The 21,262-nt window shown below is 56.7% G+C and carries 20 protein-coding genes and 3 pseudogenes; 14 read left to right on the top strand and 9 right to left on the bottom strand.

The features are described 5' to 3' along the window. Nucleotides 1–55 precede the first annotated feature (55 nt). From B3F77_RS18915 to B3F77_RS18940, 6 genes and pseudogenes are all read left to right on the top strand, one after another. Nucleotides 56–331: a hypothetical protein gene (locus B3F77_RS18915; RefSeq protein WP_293606452.1), complete on the top strand. Its 276-nt coding sequence runs from the start codon at nucleotides 56–58 to the stop codon at nucleotides 329–331. A gap of 258 nt (nucleotides 332–589) precedes the next feature. Continuing rightward, a pseudogene (locus B3F77_RS18920) lies at nucleotides 590–775 on the top strand (amidohydrolase); the annotation flags it as partial. Nucleotides 776–944: 169 nt separating this feature from the next. Continuing rightward, nucleotides 945–1,799 (top strand): NAD(P)-dependent oxidoreductase, encoded by an 855-nt coding sequence (locus B3F77_RS18925; protein ID WP_293606453.1) that lies wholly within the window; start codon nucleotides 945–947, stop codon nucleotides 1,797–1,799. 261 nt (nucleotides 1,800–2,060) lie between these two features. Next, nucleotides 2,061–2,837 carry a hypothetical protein gene (locus B3F77_RS18930; protein ID WP_293606454.1) on the top strand — a complete coding sequence of 259 codons (777 nt, stop codon included), beginning with the start codon at nucleotides 2,061–2,063 and terminating at the stop codon, nucleotides 2,835–2,837. Between the two features lie 99 nt (nucleotides 2,838–2,936). Next, nucleotides 2,937–3,440 carry a glutaredoxin family protein gene (locus tag B3F77_RS18935; RefSeq protein ID WP_293606455.1) on the top strand — a complete coding sequence of 168 codons (504 nt, stop codon included), beginning with the start codon at nucleotides 2,937–2,939 and terminating at the stop codon, nucleotides 3,438–3,440. Between the two features lie 358 nt (nucleotides 3,441–3,798). Beyond that, a pseudogene (locus B3F77_RS18940) lies at nucleotides 3,799–4,776 on the top strand (IS4 family transposase); the annotation flags it as partial. A gap of 200 nt (nucleotides 4,777–4,976) precedes the next feature. Here the strand turns inward: B3F77_RS18940 and B3F77_RS18945 are convergent. The 8 genes from B3F77_RS18945 to B3F77_RS18980 all read right to left on the bottom strand — a co-directional run bounded on the left by B3F77_RS18945 (nucleotide 4,977) and on the right by B3F77_RS18980 (nucleotide 12,893). Further along, nucleotides 4,977–6,077 carry a M20 family metallopeptidase gene (locus B3F77_RS18945; protein WP_293606456.1) on the bottom strand — a complete coding sequence of 367 codons (1,101 nt, stop codon included), beginning with the start codon at nucleotides 6,075–6,077 and terminating at the stop codon, nucleotides 4,977–4,979. A 241-nt stretch (nucleotides 6,078–6,318) separates the two neighbouring features. Further along, the gene (locus B3F77_RS18950; protein WP_293606457.1) at nucleotides 6,319–6,822 is read right to left on the bottom strand and encodes an ureidoglycolate lyase; all 504 of its coding nucleotides are present in this window, start codon (nucleotides 6,820–6,822) and stop codon (nucleotides 6,319–6,321) included. After that, nucleotides 6,822–7,556, bottom strand: coding sequence for an ABC transporter ATP-binding protein (locus B3F77_RS18955; RefSeq protein WP_293606458.1), 735 nt, complete (start codon nucleotides 7,554–7,556; stop codon nucleotides 6,822–6,824). The genes B3F77_RS18950 and B3F77_RS18955 overlap by 1 nt, the downstream gene beginning before the upstream one ends. Further along, nucleotides 7,549–8,271, bottom strand: a complete 723-nt coding sequence (locus tag B3F77_RS18960; RefSeq protein ID WP_293606459.1) for an ABC transporter ATP-binding protein — start codon at nucleotides 8,269–8,271, stop codon at nucleotides 7,549–7,551. Before B3F77_RS18960 ends, B3F77_RS18955 begins: the two co-directional genes overlap by 8 nt. Continuing rightward, nucleotides 8,268–9,242: a branched-chain amino acid ABC transporter permease gene (locus B3F77_RS18965; RefSeq protein ID WP_293606460.1), complete on the bottom strand. Its 975-nt coding sequence runs from the start codon at nucleotides 9,240–9,242 to the stop codon at nucleotides 8,268–8,270. Before B3F77_RS18965 ends, B3F77_RS18960 begins: the two co-directional genes overlap by 4 nt. After that, on the bottom strand, nucleotides 9,239–10,129 hold the full coding sequence (locus B3F77_RS18970) for a branched-chain amino acid ABC transporter permease (RefSeq protein ID WP_293606461.1): 891 nt from the start codon (nucleotides 10,127–10,129) through the stop codon (nucleotides 9,239–9,241). Before B3F77_RS18970 ends, B3F77_RS18965 begins: the two co-directional genes overlap by 4 nt. Next, nucleotides 10,116–11,630: an amidase gene (locus tag B3F77_RS18975; protein ID WP_293606462.1), complete on the bottom strand. Its 1,515-nt coding sequence runs from the start codon at nucleotides 11,628–11,630 to the stop codon at nucleotides 10,116–10,118. The genes B3F77_RS18970 and B3F77_RS18975 overlap by 14 nt, the downstream gene beginning before the upstream one ends. Nucleotides 11,631–11,687: 57 nt before the next feature. Beyond that, nucleotides 11,688–12,893, bottom strand: coding sequence for an ABC transporter substrate-binding protein (locus B3F77_RS18980; RefSeq protein WP_293606463.1), 1,206 nt, complete (start codon nucleotides 12,891–12,893; stop codon nucleotides 11,688–11,690). A 140-nt stretch (nucleotides 12,894–13,033) separates the two neighbouring features. On the opposite strand from B3F77_RS18980, the gene B3F77_RS18985 reads away from it, so the two are divergent. Together B3F77_RS18985 and B3F77_RS18990 are read left to right on the top strand one after the other, a co-directional pair. Continuing rightward, nucleotides 13,034–13,708, top strand: coding sequence for a FadR/GntR family transcriptional regulator (locus tag B3F77_RS18985; protein WP_293606464.1), 675 nt, complete (start codon nucleotides 13,034–13,036; stop codon nucleotides 13,706–13,708). Nucleotides 13,709–13,787: 79 nt separating this feature from the next. Then, nucleotides 13,788–13,892, top strand: a pseudogene (locus tag B3F77_RS18990) (IS6 family transposase); the annotation flags it as partial. A 152-nt stretch (nucleotides 13,893–14,044) separates the two neighbouring features. Here B3F77_RS18990 and B3F77_RS18995 read toward each other — a convergent pair. Next, nucleotides 14,045–14,368, bottom strand: a complete 324-nt coding sequence (locus B3F77_RS18995) for a MarR family transcriptional regulator (RefSeq protein ID WP_293606465.1) — start codon at nucleotides 14,366–14,368, stop codon at nucleotides 14,045–14,047. 338 nt (nucleotides 14,369–14,706) lie between these two features. On the opposite strand from B3F77_RS18995, the gene B3F77_RS19000 reads away from it, so the two are divergent. The 6 genes from B3F77_RS19000 to B3F77_RS19025 all read left to right on the top strand — a co-directional run bounded on the left by B3F77_RS19000 (nucleotide 14,707) and on the right by B3F77_RS19025 (nucleotide 21,189). Further along, nucleotides 14,707–16,290: an ABC transporter substrate-binding protein gene (locus B3F77_RS19000; protein WP_349678428.1), complete on the top strand. Its 1,584-nt coding sequence runs from the start codon at nucleotides 14,707–14,709 to the stop codon at nucleotides 16,288–16,290. Nucleotides 16,291–16,305: 15 nt separating this feature from the next. Further along, nucleotides 16,306–17,283: an ABC transporter permease gene (locus B3F77_RS19005; protein WP_293606466.1), complete on the top strand. Its 978-nt coding sequence runs from the start codon at nucleotides 16,306–16,308 to the stop codon at nucleotides 17,281–17,283. A gap of 53 nt (nucleotides 17,284–17,336) precedes the next feature. Next, nucleotides 17,337–18,203 (top strand): ABC transporter permease, encoded by an 867-nt coding sequence (locus B3F77_RS19010; protein ID WP_293606467.1) that lies wholly within the window; start codon nucleotides 17,337–17,339, stop codon nucleotides 18,201–18,203. A gap of 16 nt (nucleotides 18,204–18,219) precedes the next feature. After that, entirely contained in the window at nucleotides 18,220–19,212 is a 993-nt protein-coding gene (locus tag B3F77_RS19015) for an ABC transporter ATP-binding protein (RefSeq protein ID WP_293606507.1), read from the top strand. Beyond that, nucleotides 19,209–20,249, top strand: coding sequence for an ABC transporter ATP-binding protein (locus B3F77_RS19020; RefSeq protein WP_293606468.1), 1,041 nt, complete (start codon nucleotides 19,209–19,211; stop codon nucleotides 20,247–20,249). Before B3F77_RS19015 ends, B3F77_RS19020 begins: the two co-directional genes overlap by 4 nt. A 76-nt stretch (nucleotides 20,250–20,325) precedes the next feature. Beyond that, nucleotides 20,326–21,189, top strand: a complete 864-nt coding sequence (locus B3F77_RS19025; protein ID WP_293606469.1) for an N-formylglutamate amidohydrolase — start codon at nucleotides 20,326–20,328, stop codon at nucleotides 21,187–21,189. Nucleotides 21,190–21,262 lie beyond the last annotated feature (73 nt).

Here is a 21,262-nt window from a genome sequence, read left to right on the forward strand (position 1 = left end):
TGTTGGGTGGCGATCAGATCGCCGGGGTGTAAAGCTGATCGGCTGGAGTTAAGGCTTGGCCAACACGTCTGTCATCACCGTGCTAGGCCGGATTGAAGACTGGAAACTGGAATGGGCGGGCCGAATCCGCTGCACCTTGTGCCTTTCAATTGGTGATTTGCATTTGACTGCAAACCGCGAGACCTTGCCGCTGGAGATTGAAAATGGCCATTGGGTGAGGGCGAGGGTGTTGCTGCGTCGCGGCACGCCAGAATCCACGCGTTTGCTCAGCGTCACCGTCGTGCAGGCCGAGGAGGTTCCGCCCACGTCGTGGACCCCTTGCCCGCCATAGGCAGTGGTTAGCGGCAACGCAAGCACTGCTTTCTGGCAGACCGACAATCCCAAGGCGCCGGGGCGGGAGTACGAGCGAGACCTTGCGGGAAAAGTGAATAGGTTTCTTTAGTCAACTGCCTATATCGACCAGGTGCACATTGCTGAGTGACCGTTATCGCTGGCTTTATCTGGGCTGTGGGGCAGGCAATGCCACCACCACAAACGAAAGCTTAAGGAGAACGGACATGACGATGCAGTGTGTCGGCAGCAGAATGGGGCCAAGCCTGGCGTCTACTGCTTTATCTCCAATGGCGACGGAGTACACCGCGAAACAGGCCATGGCGATGGTCCCTGCACGTTGCACAACCCCAGCTACGACTTTAACGACGATCTGATCCCACTGGGCGGTACCTATTGGGTGCAACTGGCCAGGCGCTGGCTGAACACGCCAGCCACGGCTTGAGCCCTGACTGTTGGCGCCGATTTGGCTGTGATCAGTGTTTTCTAAATCGTATCCCTGGTCAATTCCTGACTGGCCGCAACAGATAAGATCCTGAGTTGTAAGGTTGAATTTCCTATCCCTCGTTCGCATCCGTCTTTCCAAATAGCACAAACTCTCAAGGATCATACTTATGGCAAACATCGCTTTTCTCGGTACCGGCTTGCTCGGCGGCGCTTTCGCTGAAGCGGCGGCCAAACGCGGCGACACGGTCACCGCGTGGAACCGTTCGCCCGACAAAGTTCATGCGCTGGAGCAGTTTGGAGTGACCGCAGCAGCGAGCCCGGCCGAGGCGGTGCGCAACGCGGTGCGCGTTCACATCGTGCTCAAGGACGACGCCGTGGTCGAAGAGGTGCTGGCGGCAGCGCGCGCCGGGCTTTCACCCGATACGATCATCCTTGATCACACCACCACATTGCCGACAAGCACCGCAGCGCGTGCCGCACGTCTCAATGCCGAAGGGGTGAAGTACCTGCACTGCCCCGTCTTCATGGGCCCCCCAGCGGCGCGCAATGCGCAGGGTACGATGATGGTCGCCGGGCCCAAGGTGCTCTTCGAAACCGTCAAGGCTGAGCTGTCGAAAATGACGGGCCGGCTGGAGTACATGGGCGAACGCGCCGATCTGGCCGCCGTGAACAAACTGTTCGGCAACGCCATGATCATCGGCGTCGCGGCGGTGATGGCTGACGTATTCACCATGGCACAGGCGAGCAACGTCAGTGCAGAAGACGCCATTAAGCTGCTTGGTTTTATCGACTTAAATGCGATCGTGGCCGGGCGTGGCATGAATATGGCGAAAGGAATCTTCACACCGAGTTTTGAGTTGGCAATGGCACGCAAAGATGTGCGGCTGATGCTCGAGACCACGGGCGATCGGCCGATGGCGGCGCTGCCGTCGGTGGCGGCCCGCATGGATCAGCTCATCGAGGCCGGGCACGGCGCCGAAGACTGCAGCGTGCTCGGCATAGACACGGTACAGCGACGGTAGGCGTCAACACCCAACGCAGATGCTGGTCGAGCACGTCTGTTCCGATTGGCCTTACCCATACCACGTCGATATCCTCTGAGTAGCGAACTGCGGGCGCAAGGTGTGCAATCTGAGCTTGGTCTTGTCAAACCAGCCGACGGTAAAATGCGTGTCCTGAGATGGATGCCTTGCCTATTCGTTTCCGACCCAAACCGCGGTCGCGCACCAAGGTAAGCCGCACAATTCTCGTTTCCCAATTAGTTGTCAAAAAGGATCCGACCCATGCCACTCTCTAGCTCGACATTGTCAGCCATTCAAAAAGCCGGCGCCGCGGCATACACCGCAGATGCTAAGCTCAAAAACGCAGTTAAGGAATACGCCGATCGTGTCAATGCAGCTATTGGATCCAACCCGTATGGTTTGGGTAATGACGCTTTATTTGAGAACTGGAAGACGTTAGCGCGCCTCTCGCAGACGATTGCGGGGATCGAAGAAGAGATCAAAAAAGTGTTTCAAGTAGCCTCCGAAATGACAGCTGATGACCAGCCCAGCGTGGTGCAAGTTCCTGTTCTTGCCGCGCCGACACGTTCCGTTGGAAAGAGTGTGGTCAGTCAAGATGACCTGACACCTACGGCCGTGATGGTCAAAAAGAAGAAAAAGACATCGAAGCCTAATGCCCGTGTAGCTACTGCGCCGAAGGGTTCCGTTGAGCAGAGCGTGGAGAGTCGAAATGACCTGACGCCCACCGACGTGTTGGCTAAAGCCAAGAAAAAGACATCAATACCAGAAGCTAAAGTACGCTCGACCAAACTCGCTGGTGCTTCAGGAAAAACGCTTGAACTCAGCGGTAACCCAGCCAAGCTTCTGCAGTATTTGGAGCGCGTGCTTAATTCGAACGAATTCACTGAGGTTAGCCAAACGGTCATTGGGCAAGAGACCGGAATTCCCCTGGGCTCGATGACTGCAGCCATCAAGAAATTGATGGAGAGTGGTCGAATCATTGCTGGGCCGAATGGCAGTTTAAAACTAGCAAATTCTCAGCAGCAATTGGACGCTTAAAAAGGCGCAGACCCGAACTCAGTGCCAGTTCGGGGTCTGCGACGATGGTAAAGCTGCCGTTTTTGAGCTGATGAGCTCTGGAGCGAAGCGAGTTATGTAGTGTCTTCATCTCAACAGCGCCCGCTTTCCCGGAAACTGCTGGAGGAAGACCTTCATGAAATCCCTTGCGGACGCCGCGCGGCCTCCCTCTATCCATTCCCGGTATCCAGCATGAAATTTTTGGTCAGAATATTCTTCAAAATCCTGCGGTTCGTCCTCGGTCCCGTGATGCTGCTCTGGGAAGTTGCCAATCGACCGGCTGGACAGATACGTCAGCCTGCGGTGCAGGCGGGTGTTGATCAGCAGTGTCAGAACCTCGTTCTCTATCAATACAAGACCTGTCCCTTCTGCATCAAGGTAAGGCAGGAAATGCATCGCTTGTCACTCAAGATTGAACGCCGTGACGCGCAAAAAGACGCAAAGAACCGTGAGGATTTGGTGCGCGGATGCGGTCAGGCCAAGGTGCCCTGCTTGAAAATTACCGACCAGGCGGGTAACAGCCAGTGGATGACTGATTCCGGCGCGATTATCACGTATCTGCGTGGGCGTTTTGCCAATGGCTGAGGGTTGCCCGAATGCTTCCCCTGAGCGAATTACAGCGCACCTGCGAGGCCACGGGACAAGGGCGTGTTCCGACGTCGACTCAGGGGCACCTAGTCTATTGGAGGTGGATGACTTTGTGCGTGGCGCGCAGCGACCAGAACAGCTTTACCGAGCGCGTGAGGGATTCACTTTCATGGAGTGAGGTGAATGTCACGCGCAAGCAGTTCAAAGAGTTTTGGACTTTCAAGCTGTAACCCCAATCCACTGGCAGCAACAATAACTGGCTATAAAGGTTATAGGTTTCGAACCTATAAGATCGCAGGTGTACGCGAAAGATCTTTTCGACTTTTCATGTCTCTTGCGCCGAATTTCCCGCAGCCCCGATACCCCAGAAAACTAGGAGCGTTATCCCCAACCCAGCACCCAGCACCCAGCACCCAGCACCCAGCACCCAGGCGTGGGCTTTCCATTGGCCCGACTGGACATGGTGATTTGCTTGGCCACCGGCGCGGCGCTGGATGTGGCGATAGGGCCACACAGCGGCAAGGGCACGGGCGAACTCGGCCTGGTGCGCGGCCTGCTCGAAGGTTTCTGCCCAGGTGATGTGATGCTCGCCGATGCCCTGTACTGCAACTATTTCCTGATCGCCACCCTCATGGCCGCAGGCGTAGGCGTAGACGTAGACGTAGACGTATTGTTCGAGCAAAACGGATCGCGCATCACCGATTTTCGCCGTGGTAGGTCGGTTGGCACGCGTGATCACATCGTGCACTGGCCCAAGCCTGCGGCGCGTCCACAGTGGATGACGCCTGAGCAGTACGAGGCATTTCCCGATGAACTGACGGTGCGCGAAGCCAAGGTCGCACATCAGGTGTTGGTCACCACCTTTATGGATCACCGGCACGTCAGCGAGGACGATCTCTCCGCGCTTTATGCGCGTCGCTGGAACGTCGAACTCGATTTGCGCAACCTCAAGAGCACCATGGGTATGGACGTTCTGAACTGCCAGACGCCGCAGATGAACGAGAAACAACTGTGGATCCATCTACTGGCCTACAACGTGATCCGACTGCTCATGGCGCAGGCCGCCTGCAATGCCGGCGTAGACCCACGCGAGCTGAGCTTCAAGCACACCGTCCAATTGTGGACCGAGTGGGTCTCGCGAGGTCTGTCGGCCACGAAGGATTGCGGGCGGATGTTCACGTTGATCGCCCAATGTCGGGTTGGCAATCGACCCTCACGCATTGAGCCACGAATGCGAAAGCGACGACCCAAACCCTATCTATGGTTGAAGGTTCCGCGCGCTCAGGCTCGTCGAAAGATCAAGATCCATGGTCATGATTGGGAGCCAAAGTAAGTGCCATTCCGCTTAGGCCTTGATTGCCGTTCTCATGCTTGTCGTCCGGTACGGTTCACTTGCTACCTGATCGTTGACCACCGGTCAACATGGGTTGGTCGAATGCATACCCACCGCCGCATCGGTGGCGACATGGGTTCAGGTCTACTCCAACTGCCTTGCGACGGCGCTGGCATCCCGTTCCTTGAGCACGATCGAGTTCATCCAGTGCACCAGTCGAGGATGATGTGGCGGAATAGTTTTTCTGCTTCGGCTATCCGCGCGACGTAGCAGAATTCATCAGTCTGGTGCGCCATGTGGGGTTCTCCCGGTCCCAGAATCACGGTTGGCGGCTGCCCGAGCGGTCCGCGCAGGGCTGCCGCATCGGTGAAATAGGAAACGGTCTTGGGCTGCAAGGGCGTATCGAAATGGGTCTGGCAGCGCGCGATCACGCTGTGCATCCACGGATCTTCCGGCGCGGTGTAGACGCTGCTGACATCGAGCAGGGTTTGCAGGCCGATTCCCGTCCCCATGCGACTGCACAGGCAACCCCATATCTGCTTGTGGTCCTGACCGGCGACGGTGCGGATATCGATCGTCATCTCGGCTGCATCCGGCACCGAGTTGATGTTGAGGCCGCCGCGCACGGTCCCGATGTTGAGCGTTCCCTGCCCCATCAGTGCATGCGGTGCGGTACCGAAATCGAAGTTTTCCAACGCCAGTGCGGCGCGCGCGATCTTGTAAATGGCGTTGTCACCGCTCTCGGGCATCGAGCCGTGGGCGGTGACGCCGGTCGCGCTGGCTTTCAGCCAGAACGCGCCCTTGTGGCCCACCATCGGTTCGTTGCCGGTCGGCTCAGCCACCACCAGCGCCCCGGCCTTGCCAAGAATGTCGGCCACATCTTCCATGCCAACCAGATGGAACGCTCCTTCGCAGCCGATCTCCTCGCCGGCGGTAATGACCAAGGTCAAGCCAGCGCTATCCTTGATCTCGCTGGCCACCGCGATCGCGGCGATAGTGAAGGCGGCGACGCCGCTTTTCATGTCGCTGGAACCGCGACCATACAGCTTGTCGCCCACGATCTCTGCGCCGAACGGGTCATGTGACCATTTCGCTGAACCGAGCGGCACCACGTCGACATGGCCGGTGAAGCAGATCGGCGGCTTGTCAGGCCTGCCGCCGATGCGTGCGACGAGGGTGCTGCGGTGCGGTGCGAATTCAACCAGTCGGCAATCGTAGCCCGCCGCCGACAGCAGCTCTGCCAGATACCCGGTGCACTGGTCTTCATTGCCGGGCGGATTGATGGTGTTCAGCCGCAGCAAGGTCTGTGTCAGCGCTACCGCATCGTTGACCGCGTTACTTACTGAATTGTCAGACATTGAGGTCTCCATATTGTTGTTAGCCGAAATAGCGGCACGAATCGACCAGCCATGTACCGTATTCTGGGCGCTGAATTGCGCTAACCGGTGCTCTTAGGACAGGACGTAACCATCAAGGTCAAACGCCCGCGCCTGGCGGACATTCTCTTTCACCAGCAGTACAGTGATGCCGAACGAGTGTTCACTATGACGAAACGGGGCCATCAAGCCATAGTCCTACCTGCCCAATGTGTTCTTCTGTGTCCCCCCGGTAGTTTCTGCCCTCGATAACGGCGAACCGGTCCGCATCATTCAGGGCGACCAGACCATGATGCCAGGTTCCCCGATGCAAACTGATGCCCTGGCCAGGCGACGTCAGGAATGCCGTGACCTGTTCCCAATCGGGAGTTTCCCGGCCCGGCGCCACAACCACGACAAAGCGATGCATGCCCAGCGGAATAAAGACCTGACTGGCCTGCCGATGGCGTTCGAGCTTTGTAATTCTCAGTGGAAAGGTACGTGCATTTGCAAGGTAAATTCCTATCACCGGGCTGGCGGCCTGGACACCCGGATCGAACGAGGCCAGATCCGGGAATCGTTCTGTGGTGCCCTCGTTGATGAATTCTGGCGTAGCGCCCCTGGCGTCGATCACCAGTCCGAAGCGGAAAAAGTTTTCCGCCGTGACACTTTGGCATGCGATACGCCGCATCAAAAGTTCAGCCCCAACCACTGCTTCACCTGTTCATGCAGATCGCCTTGGAAGGCTTCCTTCTTGCCCGCCGCTGTAATACGGCCAAGGCTCAGCACATGGACGTGATCAGACATGCGCACGACGCGCCTGACGTTATGGTCGATCAATAAAATTCCCATGCCGGACTGGGTAAATTTTTCGATCCAGGAGAATACTTCTTCGGCCATGATCGGCGACAGCCCGATGCTCGGTTCGTCGATCAGGCACATTCGCGGCTGCTGCAGCCAGGCTTTCGCAAACTCTACCTGTTTCTGCTGGCCGCCAGACAAGTCGCCGGCTTGCGCCCGGCGCTTCTCGCGAACCGCAGGGAAGGCTACTAGCACTTCCTCAAAGCGCTGCGCAATGACACCGCCAAATTTTTTCCTGCGCCCCTGCAATGGCAGCAGGAGGTTTTCCTCAACCGTCAGATAAGGAAACAGGCTGGACTCTTGCGGGATGCAGCAGATGCCGAGATCAATCAGCTGGTGCGGAGCGACTCCCGAAATAGGTTTTCCCATAAAGCTGACTTGTCCGGCTTTCGGGCTTAAAAAGCCGCAGATTGTTTTGACGACCGTGGATTTTCCTGCGCCGTTCAAGCCTATCAATCCGCTGACTTTCCCAGCATGGACCTGAAGCGAAACATCGCGCAACACATCGATGTCCTGCGCATAGCCTGCCGTCACATTCTCGACGTTTAACAGCAATTCAGACATGGCTGGAACTTCCAAGGTAAGCCTCGATCACCGGCGTGCTTTCCAGTACGCTTCGGGTCGATCCCACCGCAATGACCTTGCCAGCATTCATGCACACCGAGCGCTGGCATAACTCGACGACGATAGGCATGTCGTGGCTGACCAGAACAAAGGTCTGGCCCATCGCATGTCGGCGCCGGATGAAGTTGGCCATGGTTTCCCGCATCACTGGATGGACGGCCGCGAAGGGTTCATCGAGCAGCGCCATTCTTGGCGGCTTGATGAAGCACATGCCAAACTCAAGAAGCTTGCGCTGGCCTCCCGATAACTGACCCGCATCGAGATACTGGACATGCGTCATGGCTAGTTCTTCGAGCAACACCTGGGCGCGCTGGTTGGTCTCTTTTTCGGTCAACCCCATCGCCATTCCCGCCACCAGCATATTGTCGAGTGTCGTAATGCGTCCGAAAACCCGCGTCATCTGGAACATACGCAGCAATCCGCGCCGAGCCAGCTCAACCGTCGTTAGGCGGGTCACATTCTCTCCTGCAAAAATGACTTCGCCGGCATCGGGCTGGAGAAATCCAGAAAGCATGTTGAGCACCGTTGTCTTGCCCGATCCGTTGGGTCCGATCAAACCGAGGATTTCGCCTTCCTCGACGGCAAAGCTGACATCGTCCACCGCCGCGACGCCACCGAAATGTATGGAAAGGCCCCTTGTCATGAGCAGGCTCATGTCGGCTCCTTCGCTGCATCGGGCGCGCTCTTCAGGCGCGGGCGCCAGCTAGTAACCAGGCCCCAGAGTCCGGTGCGGAAAAAACGCGCGAAGATAATCACCAGCGCAGAAAAAACAATCAGCTGTATGCCACCAATTTCCCGCAGCCATTCCGACGAAAGATAGACCAGCAGCGCACCGAGGATCGGGCCTGTCAGGGTGCCGATACCGCCTATGACTACCATCGAAATAACCAGCCCGGTTTGCAGCAACAGGCCGAGTTCAGGACTGACGAGCTGGCTGAATGTGCCGTAGAGCGCACCGGCAAAGCCGCAGATCGCGCACGACAGTCCAAAGGCCAGGGTTTTATAGCGCACCACATCAATGCCGCGGGTCTCGGCACCGATGGAATCGTCCCGAATCGCAAGCCAGAAACGCCCTACCTTTGAGCGCATGAGCAGATAAAGTCCGACCAACGTCAATGCCAGAACCGCGAGAAAAAGATAGTAGTAGCCGACCCTGCTCTGCATTAAGGTTGGCACGTTCAGGCCCTGGTCACCACGCGTAAATTCATGAGAATTGCTGATGACGACCCGTGCGATCTCGGCAAACGACAACGTCGTCAGGGATAAATAGGGGCCACGCAAGCGAAGGATAAGCCGTCCCAGTGCCCATCCCACCAGCGCCGTGCCGAGCACTGCGGCCGGAAGGCCAAGCGCAAGCGGTGCCTGCCAATGATAATTAAGCAGCCCCGTGGTATAGGCCCCGAGCATGGCGAAAGCTGCTGGCGCAAGCGAGAACTGACCGGTGAACCCGGCCAGTAGGTTCCATCCCATCGCCAGCATCGCGAAATACATGCTGACGATGACGATGCCGAGCGAATACGGCGAGGTCACGAAGAAAGGAATACATGCCAGCACTGCCAGCAAGCCTAGCGCCGCTCGAAAATCCGTGCGTAGCCGGTTGGCCCAGAGATTGCGCGGGGTGCTCATACCTCACGTCCTTTCTCTCCGAACAAACCTTGCGGTCGGAATATCAGGACCAGGATCAGCAGCAGCAGGCCGAATGCGTCGCGATAGGCATAGGACACATAGACAGCGAAGAAGGCCTCGAACACCCCCAGGAACAGGGCGGCGATCATCGCACCCCAAATCGAACCCATCCCGCCAAGCACGACGATGACATAGGATTTGATGGCAGGGAAGGCCCCCACGTCCGGGGAAGGATTAATGACTGGCGCGAGCAGGGCGCCTGACAATGCTGCGAGCAAACCGGCGATGGCAAAGATCATGCTGGTGGTGCGCGTGGCGTCAATGCCGGCCAGCGAAGCACCCAGCCGGTTTTGTGCAACCGCCTGTATTTGCCGGCCCCACAGTGACTTCTTGATGAACAAGGCAAGGCCGAGCAGTATCGCCAGCGAGATGCCTGCCGCAATCAGCTTTTGACCGTTGAGCATGATGGGTCCGATCGCGAAACGGGTGGTTTCGATCAGCTCCGGACCGCGAATCGGATAAGGGCCGACGATCTTGTCCACCAGGTTGATGAGCAGCAGCGAAAGACCAAACGTGACGACGACTGCGTATTCATCCTTCATGATGCTCCAGCTTGCGTAACCGCTGTACAGAGGCCGCATCAACGTGCGTTCGACCAGCCATCCGAGCGCTGCGCCTGCGGCCGCCGCGACTGGCAACGCGATCCACGGCGACACGCCCAGTTTCAGCGAAATGAGCACATACGCATAAGAACCCACCATGTAGAACTCACCATGGGCAAAGTTCACCACTTTCAATACGCCAAAAATCATGGCCAGTCCAACCGCCATAAGCGCGTAGAACAAGCCGAAGATCAAGCCGTTAACGAGCAGGTCAATTGCCAGCATGGCGATTCTTTTTACTGTTAGCGGCCGTTTGCCGTTTGCTCCATGGAGACAGGTGTTCAAGCCGCTCGGCTATGGCCAGCACCTGCCAGTCCGCGCTACGTCTGCCGATGATCTGCAGGGCGAGCGGCACGCCGTCCTGCGTATGGCTCCATGGAATGGAAATGGCCGGGTGTCCGGTCAAGTTGAACGGCATCGTCAGTTGCGTCACTGCGGTATGCAGTGCATAAGAACGTCCCTCGATCTCGACTCGGACTGCACCGATGGGTGGCGCCGGCGCGCGCATCGTCGGGCAAATCAGGAAGTCGGCCTGGTCGAACGCGGCGTCCATGTGATCAGCCAGCTGGCGCCGCATCTTCTGGGCTTTGACATACCAGTGTCCGGGCAGGAAATTTCCGATCTCGAGCCGCACCCGAACATCTTCGCCGAGCGCTTCACCGCGCTGCTGCAGGCGCTCGTTGTGGGTAGCGCTGGCTTCGGCGCAAATCGTGTTTAACTGGATAGCAGCCGCAGCTTCCATGCCATCGATCTGGGTAACCGAGCAGGCTGCGCCATCCTCCGCGAGCGCCCGCATGGCTTCGGCCAGGGCGTCTCGTAAGCACGGGTCGAGCGGCTGATCGAAGTAGCCAGCCAGCCGGGCAATCCTGCGCCCCGCCAGGCCGGTATAGCGCCAGGCCGGCATTGACGGCAAGTCCAGCATGGCGGCAAACAGTGCCGCGGTATCGGCCACGGTTCGTCCCAATGGACCGACATGATCCAGCGAGGGCGCGAGATCCATTACGCCATCCCTGGGCAAAACATCGTAGCTCGGCTTGAAACCGACGATGCCGCAACAGGCGGCCGGCACCCGGATCGAACCCGCAGTGTCGGTTCCGAGTCCAGCATGGACGATGCCGGCGGCAATGGCGGCGGAGGTGCCGCCGCTCGATCCGCCGGGAATCCGGTCCGGCACGGCAGGATTGATCACCCGTCCGAAACGCGGGTTGTCGCTGGTGATGCCGTACGCCAGTTCATGCAGATTGGTAGCGCCAATAAACACAGCACCTGCTCGCCGCAGCCTTGCAATCACTTCGGCATCGCGCAGCGCCGTCGTGTCTGCCACTGCGGCACTGCCACCGCTCAGAGGAGTGCCTGCGATGGCCATCAAATCTTTTACGGCCACAGGCATCCCCCCCAAAAAACCGGGCTCATGCCGCGGCGTTTGGTCGGACAACCAAGTGAACATATTCCAGCCTGCCAAATCCCTGGCACGCGCGATGGCATCAAGGACTTCGGCATGCGGCGTCACTGCAATATGCTGCGCTAGATTTGGCGCTCCGTCGGGAACCGGCATCGGCGCTGGCAATGCGACATAAGCCGGACAGGAGGGAAGCGGCTGCGCGCGGAAATAATCCAATTCCGGTCGATTGATTTCCAGCCGCTGAACCCAGGCCTCAGCCCTTTCACCGTGCCCGTAGCCAAGCCAAGCGGCATAGCCGACCAGCGATTCACGCAAGTTATTCACTGGAAACCCAATCAGATTAGACGGCCCAGCCCGAGGGGGCTGAGCCGGGATGAATTTCTATTTGACGGGCTTTTGCAGCTTGCCGACATTGAGCGGCTGACCCGGTCCCTGGATCAGGTTAGTTTTCGAAACCGGTTGGTTGACTTCGGTGAGCTGGTAATTCACATACGGAATATCGACCCACTGCTGATAAGTGAACCCCGGCTGCTGGGAAAATTGGAAGGACCCGCGAACACCTTCAAACTTCATCGTCTGGAGTGTCTTGATGATCTTGTCGGGATCGGTACTCTTGCCTTGCCTGATCGCATCCACAATCAGGAGCAGCGAATCGGCTGCCTGGAAAATCAAGCGGTTGGGTTCGCCCTTGGTGCGCTTGGTATATTCCGCAGAAACCTCCTGCCCTACTTTCGGCATCGGCATTTGCGGATGATAGAGACCGAACGACAGCATGTATTTGCCGGCATTTTTCACGTTTTGCCAGAAATCGGGGTAGTCGGCCAGACCGGCGCCGTCATACATCCAGGTCTTGGGACTCGGTGCGACGCCCTGTTCGTAGAGCTGGTTCATCAGGATATAAGCGGCCGGCGGCAACATGACATTGACCACCATGTCGGGCGGATTCGCTCGCAGGGCGAGGATAGCGGGCGTGAAATCCTTGCCAGCCCGGTCCAGCGTCTCGTATTTGTACTCGACCTGGGGTGCCTTGGCCTTGATCAGCTCCCCCATCAATTTGGCTTGGCCGATGCCGTAATCGGTATTCTCGGCAAAGGCGACCACGCGCTTGACGCCCATGGCGCCAATCGTTTCGGCCATTGCGGTGGATACGCGGGTGTTGTAATTTCCCGGATTGAAGACTTGGGAATAGCCCTTTTTTCGGACATCGTCAGACCAGCAATTAGTGTTGACGTAAGGAACGTTATAGCGATGCGCTACTTCGATTTCCGCCAAGCATACGGAGCTTTGATGTCCGCCAGTGACCGCAACAACCTTGTCCTTGACGATCAGCTTTTCCGTTGCGGACCTCCCTTTTTCGGGGATTCCCTGGTTGTCTTCATAGATCAGTTTGATCGGCCGGCCAAGCACGCCACCTTTTGCATTGATCATGTCTTTGATGATCTCAACACCGTCTTTTACCTGTACGCCCTGCACGACCGAACCCGGCGGGGATTGCGCGATACTGATGCCAATGGCGATGGGCTCCTGGGCGTAGGCAGCCCCGCCGAAAAATGCCAGAAGCAGGGGGGCCAAGATAATCCGTTGCATTGTCGTCCTCCTAAGGTGAAAATGGTGCTGTATCAGCCGTTCTGTTTTCTCGACTGGTCTTACTGGTCTGACCAGTAAGACCCGCCAATATAACCACATTTTTTCCTGCGTGCAACACAAATAGAAAGACGGCGAAGGTAATGAAAAAAAGTGCACCTCAACATGCCGCCGAAATCATCCAGCAGCGCATTCGTAGCGGCAAGTATCCCGTGGGAAAACCCTTACTTGGCCAGCGGTTGCTCGCAGAAGAACTTGGCGTTGGAAGGCCGGCGATTCGCGAGGCAATTTCAGCACTGGAAGGGCTTGGATTACTTCAGGTCGAGCCGGGGAGGGGGGTGTTCGTGCGTGACCCCAAAGCTGTTCGGTCCGCACGCTGGCGTTTCGCTGCGCAATATTCGCTGGAAAATGTGTACACGGTAAGGGCGTCACTGGAATCCCTATCAGTCCTTCTCGCAACACAGCGCGCGACACTCGCGGAGGTGAAGATGCTGGAGCGCTTGACAGACAAGCTCGCAGCAGCGGTTAAATCCGCAGATCTGCTGGCCATGTCGGCTGCCGATCGCGAGTTCCATCGCAAGCTCGCAGAAATGTCAGGCAATCCGCTGCTCCTGGAGATGCTGGATGCATTTGATGTCGTAATAACCGAATGCAGGAACCTGGCGTTCCAGGATGCGAGCACCAAACATCGTACGGCCCCTGTTCTTGAACACCTTCAGATCATCAAAGCAATCAAGTCAGGTGATGCAAATGTGGCCAGCAGAAACATGAAGACCCATATTCTTCACGCGCAAGCTCGCGCCGGATTGGGGGGCTAAGCAAAGGTTTTGTCGCGTTAACGGTCAATCAGCCCGTTCGTCTATGCTGAGCGCTTTAACTGAAAAGGCTTGAAACGAGATGTTGGCGACCAAAGGGATGCGTTTCCCGATCGATGTCATTCTGGTGTGCATCCGTTGGTACGCGGCTTATCTGTTGAGCTATCGCCATCTTGAAGAAATGATGCAGGGCTGCGCCGAGATGTCGGTTGCCGACCAGTTTTATGCGCTGGCAGGGCAAATCCGTCCAGTCCCAGTCTGAGGGACTGGCATTCGTCACCGACAGAATCACGTCCATCCGCGGCTAACGTGACAAAACCGTATTGGGTAGCCGATTACTCAGTGTATGCGGTCGGTCACGATCTTCTGAACTTGGTGCGTAATGTGCACCATCATGATGCGCCGATCGGTTTCGTGCGCGAATCGTTCCAAAGTGGACTTGGCTTCCATGCGATCCAGGAGGCGAGTCACCGTTGGCTGCTTGGCAATCGAAACCTGGGCCAGCCCCTCCAATGTTCCTGCCCTCGCTGGCCGAGAGCCTAGCGAGTATCTACCGTTCTGTGGGGGGAAACCGTTGGCCTGCATGACGGCATCGACTTCTATGGAAATCAGCGCGCTGGCCTGGGCCAGCAAAGCGGCTAAGTATTCGTAGACGAAGGGCATTCAGAGGTGCGAGGCATGATGCTTTTCTTCATACTGGCGATGATTTAATTTATTGGCATAGACCTTGCATAACAGTACAAGCATCTGTATTGCTTGTGTGAACCGCAGATGTTGATACAGGACAGCTAATGCAACAGAACCGTTCAAGGTAGGAGCGTCCATCCCATTGCTTACGTCCATTGCGCTATACGAAGTTTTATAGCATGGCCGTTGGGCCAGCGACGCGCATAGGGGAAACACTGAACTTTTATCGTCGTTCGATGGCTACACTAACTCAGTAGCATTGCTTAGCTTGAATGGCCTTTTTAGGCTCGTTTTTTATAAAAAGTAGCATGACCATGAAGTTAATTCACAAAACAATCCTGTTGTCAGCGATGGCTGTCAGTTTTCTAAGCGTGGGTGGCATGGCGCAAGCGCGTGATTTGACGATCGCGCTGAGTTCCGAACCTAGCTCGATGGATCCTCAATTCCATTCACTCACACCCAATATACAGTTATCGGAAACCATATTCGATCCACTGGTGCGCACCGACTCCACGGGTAAGCCGATCCCGTCTCTGGCCGAGTCTTGGACGGTCGACGGCAATGTGTGGCTGTTCAAATTGCACCCTAACGTGAAGTTCTCGGATGGCTCACCTTTTACCGCTGACGATGTGCTCTTCACCTATGCCCGCGTACCCAAGGTTCCGAATAGCCCATCCTCTTACACCCTTTATTTAGGCTCTGTTGACAAGGTCGAGGCTGTCGATCCTCTAACGGTCAAAATCACCACCAAGGGCCCGTCGCCCGTCTTGCTGGCCAATTTGTCCTTGCTGCCCATCATGTCCAAAAAAGCGGCATCCGGACCGGCCCCAGAAGGCAAGACTACAGTTGAATTGAATCGCGGCGATGGCCTGATCGGAACCGGCCCGTACAAATTCGTATCCTGGAAGCGCGGCGCCGAGATCGTGCTTGATCGCAACCCGAATTATTGGGGCAACAAACCGGCTTGGGATAAGGTTACATATCGCCCTATCTCGAATCCGGCGGCACGGGTAGCGGCCTTGCTGGCAGGCGACGTTGATGTGATTGAAAATCCCCCGACTGATGACCTGCCCAAGCTCAACAAAGATAAGAAGCTGCACATCCAGGAAACCACCTCGGTACGCGTGATTTACGTGGCTTTGAACCAGTCAAAGGAAGTGCCTCCCGGCATGTCAGGCACCGAAGGCAAGAACCCCCTGACCGACAAGCGGGTACGTGAGGCCTTGTCACTGGCGATAGACCGAAACGCCATCGTCGAACGCATCATGGACGGGGTCGCTCAGCCGGCCGCTAATTTGCTGGCCTACCCGGCTTTTGGCGCATCCAAAAAATATTCGACGGTGCCTGCCGCCAATGCGGCCAAGGCCAAAGAACTGCTGGCTGTCGCTGGATACCCCAAGGGCTTCTCGCTATCCATGGGCTCGCCCGCCGGTCGCTATACCAACGACCAGCGTATCGCGCAGGCCGTGGCATCCATGTGGGCACAAATAGGGATCAAGACCGATGTCGAAACCATGGCGCCACCGGTGTTCTTCAAAAAGCGCGACAGCTATTCGTTCAGCACCTACCTGGCGGGTTGGGCGGCAGTCACTGGCGAGATGATCCACCCGCTCACGGCACTCGTCGTCAGTCATGTTCCCAAGCAGGGCCTGGGCACGACCAACTGGAGCCATTATTCCAACCCCGAACTCGACCGCCTGGTCATCGATGCGTCCAGAACACAGGACGATGGCAAGCGCTCCGAAATGCTGCAGCGCGCGGCGGATATGGCGATGAAAGATTACGCTATTTTGCCCTTGCAATTCGAACTATCTGTCTGGGCCATGAAGAAGGACGTGCGCTACGGCGGTCGCTCGGATCAACTGACTCTTGCTCAAGACATGGCTCTAGCCAAGTAAAGTGCAGTTGACAGGGTGTTGTCCAGCATAATTCGCCGACTACTCCAGACCATTGGAGTGGTTCTGGTCATGTCGGCGCTGGTGTTTGCTGGGATTTATCTGGTTGGAGACCCTGTTTCCATGCTTGCCAGCCCCGAAGCGACTGAGGTCGAGCGCGAGCTCATACGCCAGTCGCTGGGCTTGAATCTACCCTTGTGGCACCAATACTTCATTTTTTTGGGTAAGGCAGCGGTTCATCTTGACTTTGGCAACAGCTTTTTAACTGGCGAGCCCGCCATGCGCCTGATCCTTGAACGCATGCCGGCCACGCTGGAATTGGCCACGGTGGCCATGTTGTTCTCGGTGCTGATTGGTGTGCCGCTGGGCATCTACGCGGGCCTTAACCCCGAAAGCTTCGGGGCACGCTCCATCATGACGAGTTCGGTGCTGGGTTTCTCTCTACCTAACTTCTGGGTGGGCCTGATGCTCATCATGGTGTTTGCCGTATTGTTGGGCTGGTTGCCGGCGGGCGGGCGTGGGCCGGTCGAGGCATTCGGGCCAATTCAGCTTAGTATTTTTAGCTGGGCGGGCTGGCAACGCCTGATTCTTCCGGTTACCACCATCGCCGCCGCTAAATGCGCCTTGATCATACGTGTAACGCGAGCGGCCACCCGCGAATGTCTGCCCCTTGATTACATCAAGTTTGCACGCGCCAAAGGTTTGTCCGAAAAGCGCGTGCTGGGTGTGCATTTGCTGAAGAACATTTTGATTCCCATCGTCACAATAGGGGGGCTGGAGTATGGCCAGGTCTTTGCATTTGCCGTGGTGACGGAAACTGTTTTTTCCTGGCCTGGCATGGGTAAGCTGCTGATCGATTCGATTATTACACTTGATCGGCCGGTGGTGGTCGCCTATCTGATGTTAACGGTTGTGTTTCTGGCGCTTCTTAATTTAGTGGTCGATATTATCTACACCATACTGGATCCGCGCGTGCGATTGGAGGCGCGCGCGTGACAACAACGAATACGACCCTTGAATCCCGAACTGTGCTGGCAAAGCGCGAAAGCATGCTGCGATTATTTGCCGAGCAGTTTTTTGCCAGTAAGCTGGCGGTGCTGGGACTGATCCTGCTGGTGCTCTTCTTGTGTCTGGCGATTTTTGCGCACTGGATCGCGCCGCAAAATCCGTTTGATATCGCCACGCTCGCTATTATGGATTCCAAGCTGCCACCCGGGGCGGTCAGCAGCAGCGGTGCCATGACATACTGGCTGGGCACTGACGGCCAAGCGCGAGATGTGTTTTCCGCCATTTTGTATGGCTTGCGTATCAGCCTTATTGTGGGCTTTGTGTCGGTGTCGGTGGCTTTCGTGATTGGGGTGACGGTAGGACTGATTTCGGCGTATTTTGGTGGCCGCATTGATGCGCTGCTGATGCGTATCGTCGATATCCAACTGTCATTTCCAGCGATACTGGTGGCCCTTATTTTGCTGGCGGTGCTGGGAAAAGGGGTCGACAAGGTGATTTATGCGTTGGTGGCGGTACAGTGGGCGTATTTTGCCCGCGCCGCCCGCGGGGCGGCCATTGTCGAACGCAACAAGGAGTATGTCGAGGCGGCGCGTTGTATGTCGTTGTCGTGGCAGCGCATTCTGTGGCGCCACTTATTTCCCAATTGCATTCCGCCGCTCATGGTGATTGCCACCATCGATCTGGCCCATGCGATAGCGCTTGAAGCCACGCTGTCCTTTCTGGGCGTTGGTGTGCCCGTTACCGAGCCCTCACTGGGCATGCTGATTGCCAACGGTTTCGAATTCATGATGTCGGGCACCTACTGGATTGCATTCTTTCCAGGCATCGCGCTAGCGCTGGTGGTGGTGGCTATCAACCTGGTGGGTGATCATTTGCGCGATATTCTCAATCCCCGCAACGAGATTTAGGCAGGAGCATTTTTTGCTGACACATGCGGCGTCCTCTTCCAGCCAATGGCTACTTGATGTCCAGGGGCTAAAAACCTGGTTCTACACGCGCGGCGGCGTGGTCAAGGCCGTCGATGGCGTCTCTTTTCAGCTAAAGCAAGGGGAAATCCTGGGGCTGGTGGGCGAGTCGGGCTCGGGCAAGAGCATGACTGGTTTTTCTCTCATGAACCTGGTCGATAAGCCTGGCAGGGTGCAGGCAGATCGTCTTTTTTTTGATGGCCGCGACTTGCAGACCTTATCGCCGAAGGAACATCGCGCGTTGCGTGGCAATGATATGGCGATGATATTTCAGGATCCGATGATGACCCTGAATCCTACCTTGCGCGTCGATACGCAAATGATCGAGACGGTGCAGGCGCACGAGTCGGTTTCCCGGGCGGCGGCGCGCGCGCGTTCCATCGACGTGCTGGGCAAGGTGGGAATTACGGCTCCCGAAGAACGCATGCGTGTCTATCCTCATCATTTATCGGGAGGTATGCGCCAGCGCATTGCGATCGCCATTGCCTTGTTGAATTCCCCTAAACTGATTATTGCTGACGAGCCCACGACGGCGCTGGATGTGACGATACAAGGGCAAATTCTGTACGAAGTGCAGAAGCTGTGCCGTGAGATGGGCACGGCGCTGATGTGGATTACGCATGACCTAGCGATAGTGTCAGGACTGGCCGATCGTCTGGCGGTGATGTACGCCGGCCGCATTGTGGAGATGGGCCCCACCGCCGACATCATACGTGCCGCGCAACATCCGTACACGCATGGCCTGATGGCCTCGATTCCCACTTTCGACACGCGGGGAGAGGACCTGTTCCAGATCCCCGGTTCGACACCGTCCCCGCTGAATATGCCCGAGGGCTGCCCTTTCAGGACACGCTGTAATCGCGCCACGCCAAAGTGTGCTCAGGAACCGGTATTCGAGGAAGTAGCACCCTCGCATAGCGTGAGTTGTTGGCATCGCGGGGTAGAGACATGAGCGGGGATAATAATGACGTAATTCTCAGTCTACGCCAGGTTGAGCGGCATTATGTGCAGCCGCAAGATATGGTGGACAGGCTTGGGCGCCTGTTGAAGGGGCGTTCTGCACCCAAGCCCGTGCGGGCGGTGGCGGGCGTCGACCTAGATATTATCGCCGGCGAGGTCATAGGCATAGTGGGCGAGTCGGGTTGCGGTAAATCCACATTAGGACGCATGCTGGCGGGGATTTTGGCGCCTACGCGTGGCGAAATCCTGTACAAGGGTCGTTCGATCGCCACGCTCGATACTGTCGGGCGGCGCGAATATGAGCTAAGTGTGCAGATGATTTTCCAGGATCCTTTTTCTTCGCTCAACCCACGCATGCGGGTGATCGACATCATTGGCGAGGCACCGCTGGCGCATGGCATGATTGCCCGAGCTGCCAAAGAATCCTACGTGTGCGAGCTGATGCAGAAGGTGGGCCTGGATCCGGCCTACCGCTTTCGTTACCCGCACCAGTTTTCGGGCGGGCAGCGTCAGCGCGTTGGTGTGGCGCGCGCCCTGGCCTTGAAGCCGTCGGTCATCGTCTGTGACGAGGCAGTGGCGGCGCTTGACGTGTCCATCCAGGCCCAGGTCTTGAATTTGTTCATTGACCTGCGCAAGGAATTCGCGCTGACGTATTTCTTCATTAGCCACAATCTGGGTGTAGTCAGCCATATTTCGGATCGCGTGGCCATCATGTACTTGGGGCGGATTGTTGAAATCGCGCCGACCGAAACCATTTTCAAGGCCGCCAATCATCCTTATACGCAGGCACTGATTAAAGATTTACCCAGATTACAGGCAGAGCGGCGTCAGTTCGACCCGATCAAGGGTGAGCTGCCTTCGCCCAGCGATCCACCGGCAGGCTGCCCATTTCATCCGCGCTGCCCGCACGTCATGCCGCGCTGCCGCGAAGAGCGTCCGGTGCTTAACTTGGTGGAGCATGACATGGATGGGGCCACACCTATAAGGTTCAACCACATGAGCGCTTGTCATTTAAATGATGTCGTGTGAATGCAGGCAGATAATGCCGGCCGATATTTTGGATTTATTACCTTGACTTATGGCTCGATTATTAAGGAACCGCGAAATGAAATTTGCTGATTCAGACTTTGATCCGTTTGTGTTGTCGATGCCCACCGATAGCGTGATCCCGCTGGTCTGCGACTCGCCACATAGCGGCGTCATCTATCCCCGGGATTTCGGAAGTTGCCTGCCCGCGTCGATCCTGCGCTCGGGTGAAGATACGTATGTGGACGAACTTTGGCGGGCTATTCCTGGTGTGGGGGGCTGTTTGTTAGCGGCCAATTTCCCTCGCACGTATATCGACCCTAACCGCGAGATCACCGATATTGACGGCAACATGCTCGCTGAACCTTGGGCGACTGAATTACATCCTACCGAGAAAACGCGTCTTGGCAACGGTCTGATATGGCGACTTGCGCGTCACCAAGCCATTTACGATCGCAAGCTGTGGGTGGCCGAAATCGAAAATCGCATCCAGAGCTTTCATCAACCCTATCATGCCGCATTAAGCCAGCAGATAGAGGCGGCCCACAAGAAATTTGGCGGCATCTGGCATCTGAACCTGCACTCGATGCCGTCCAATTCATACGAGGTGCTTGAAATTGATACCGACAAGCAGTTGGCCGACTTTGTGCTTGGAGATCGCGATGGGGTCACTTGTGATCCGGAACTGGTCGAGACGATTGAAACATTTCTAATTGGGCGTGGCTATACGGTGGCGCGCAATGATCCGTTCAAAGGCGTGGCGCTGATCGCCCGTATAGGGCGCCCTGCAGAGAATCGCCATAGTTTGCAAATCGAGGTCAATCGCAGCCTCTATATGGATGAAGCTACCTACGAAAAATCGCAAGGCTTCGACGCTTTGCAGCAGTCCTTAAGTTTGTTGGCGGTGCATCTGGCTAAATTTGTAAAGACGCAATTGGCATAGCCTGGTGACGATCGGGATTATTTTATCAGGGCGACCACAACTACGAGGCGGGTCAGATACCTGTCGGCCCATC

It is taken from the genome of Polaromonas sp. UBA4122 (assembly GCA_002381615.1).
Classification (GTDB): Bacteria; Pseudomonadota; Gammaproteobacteria; order Burkholderiales; family Burkholderiaceae_C; genus Polaromonas.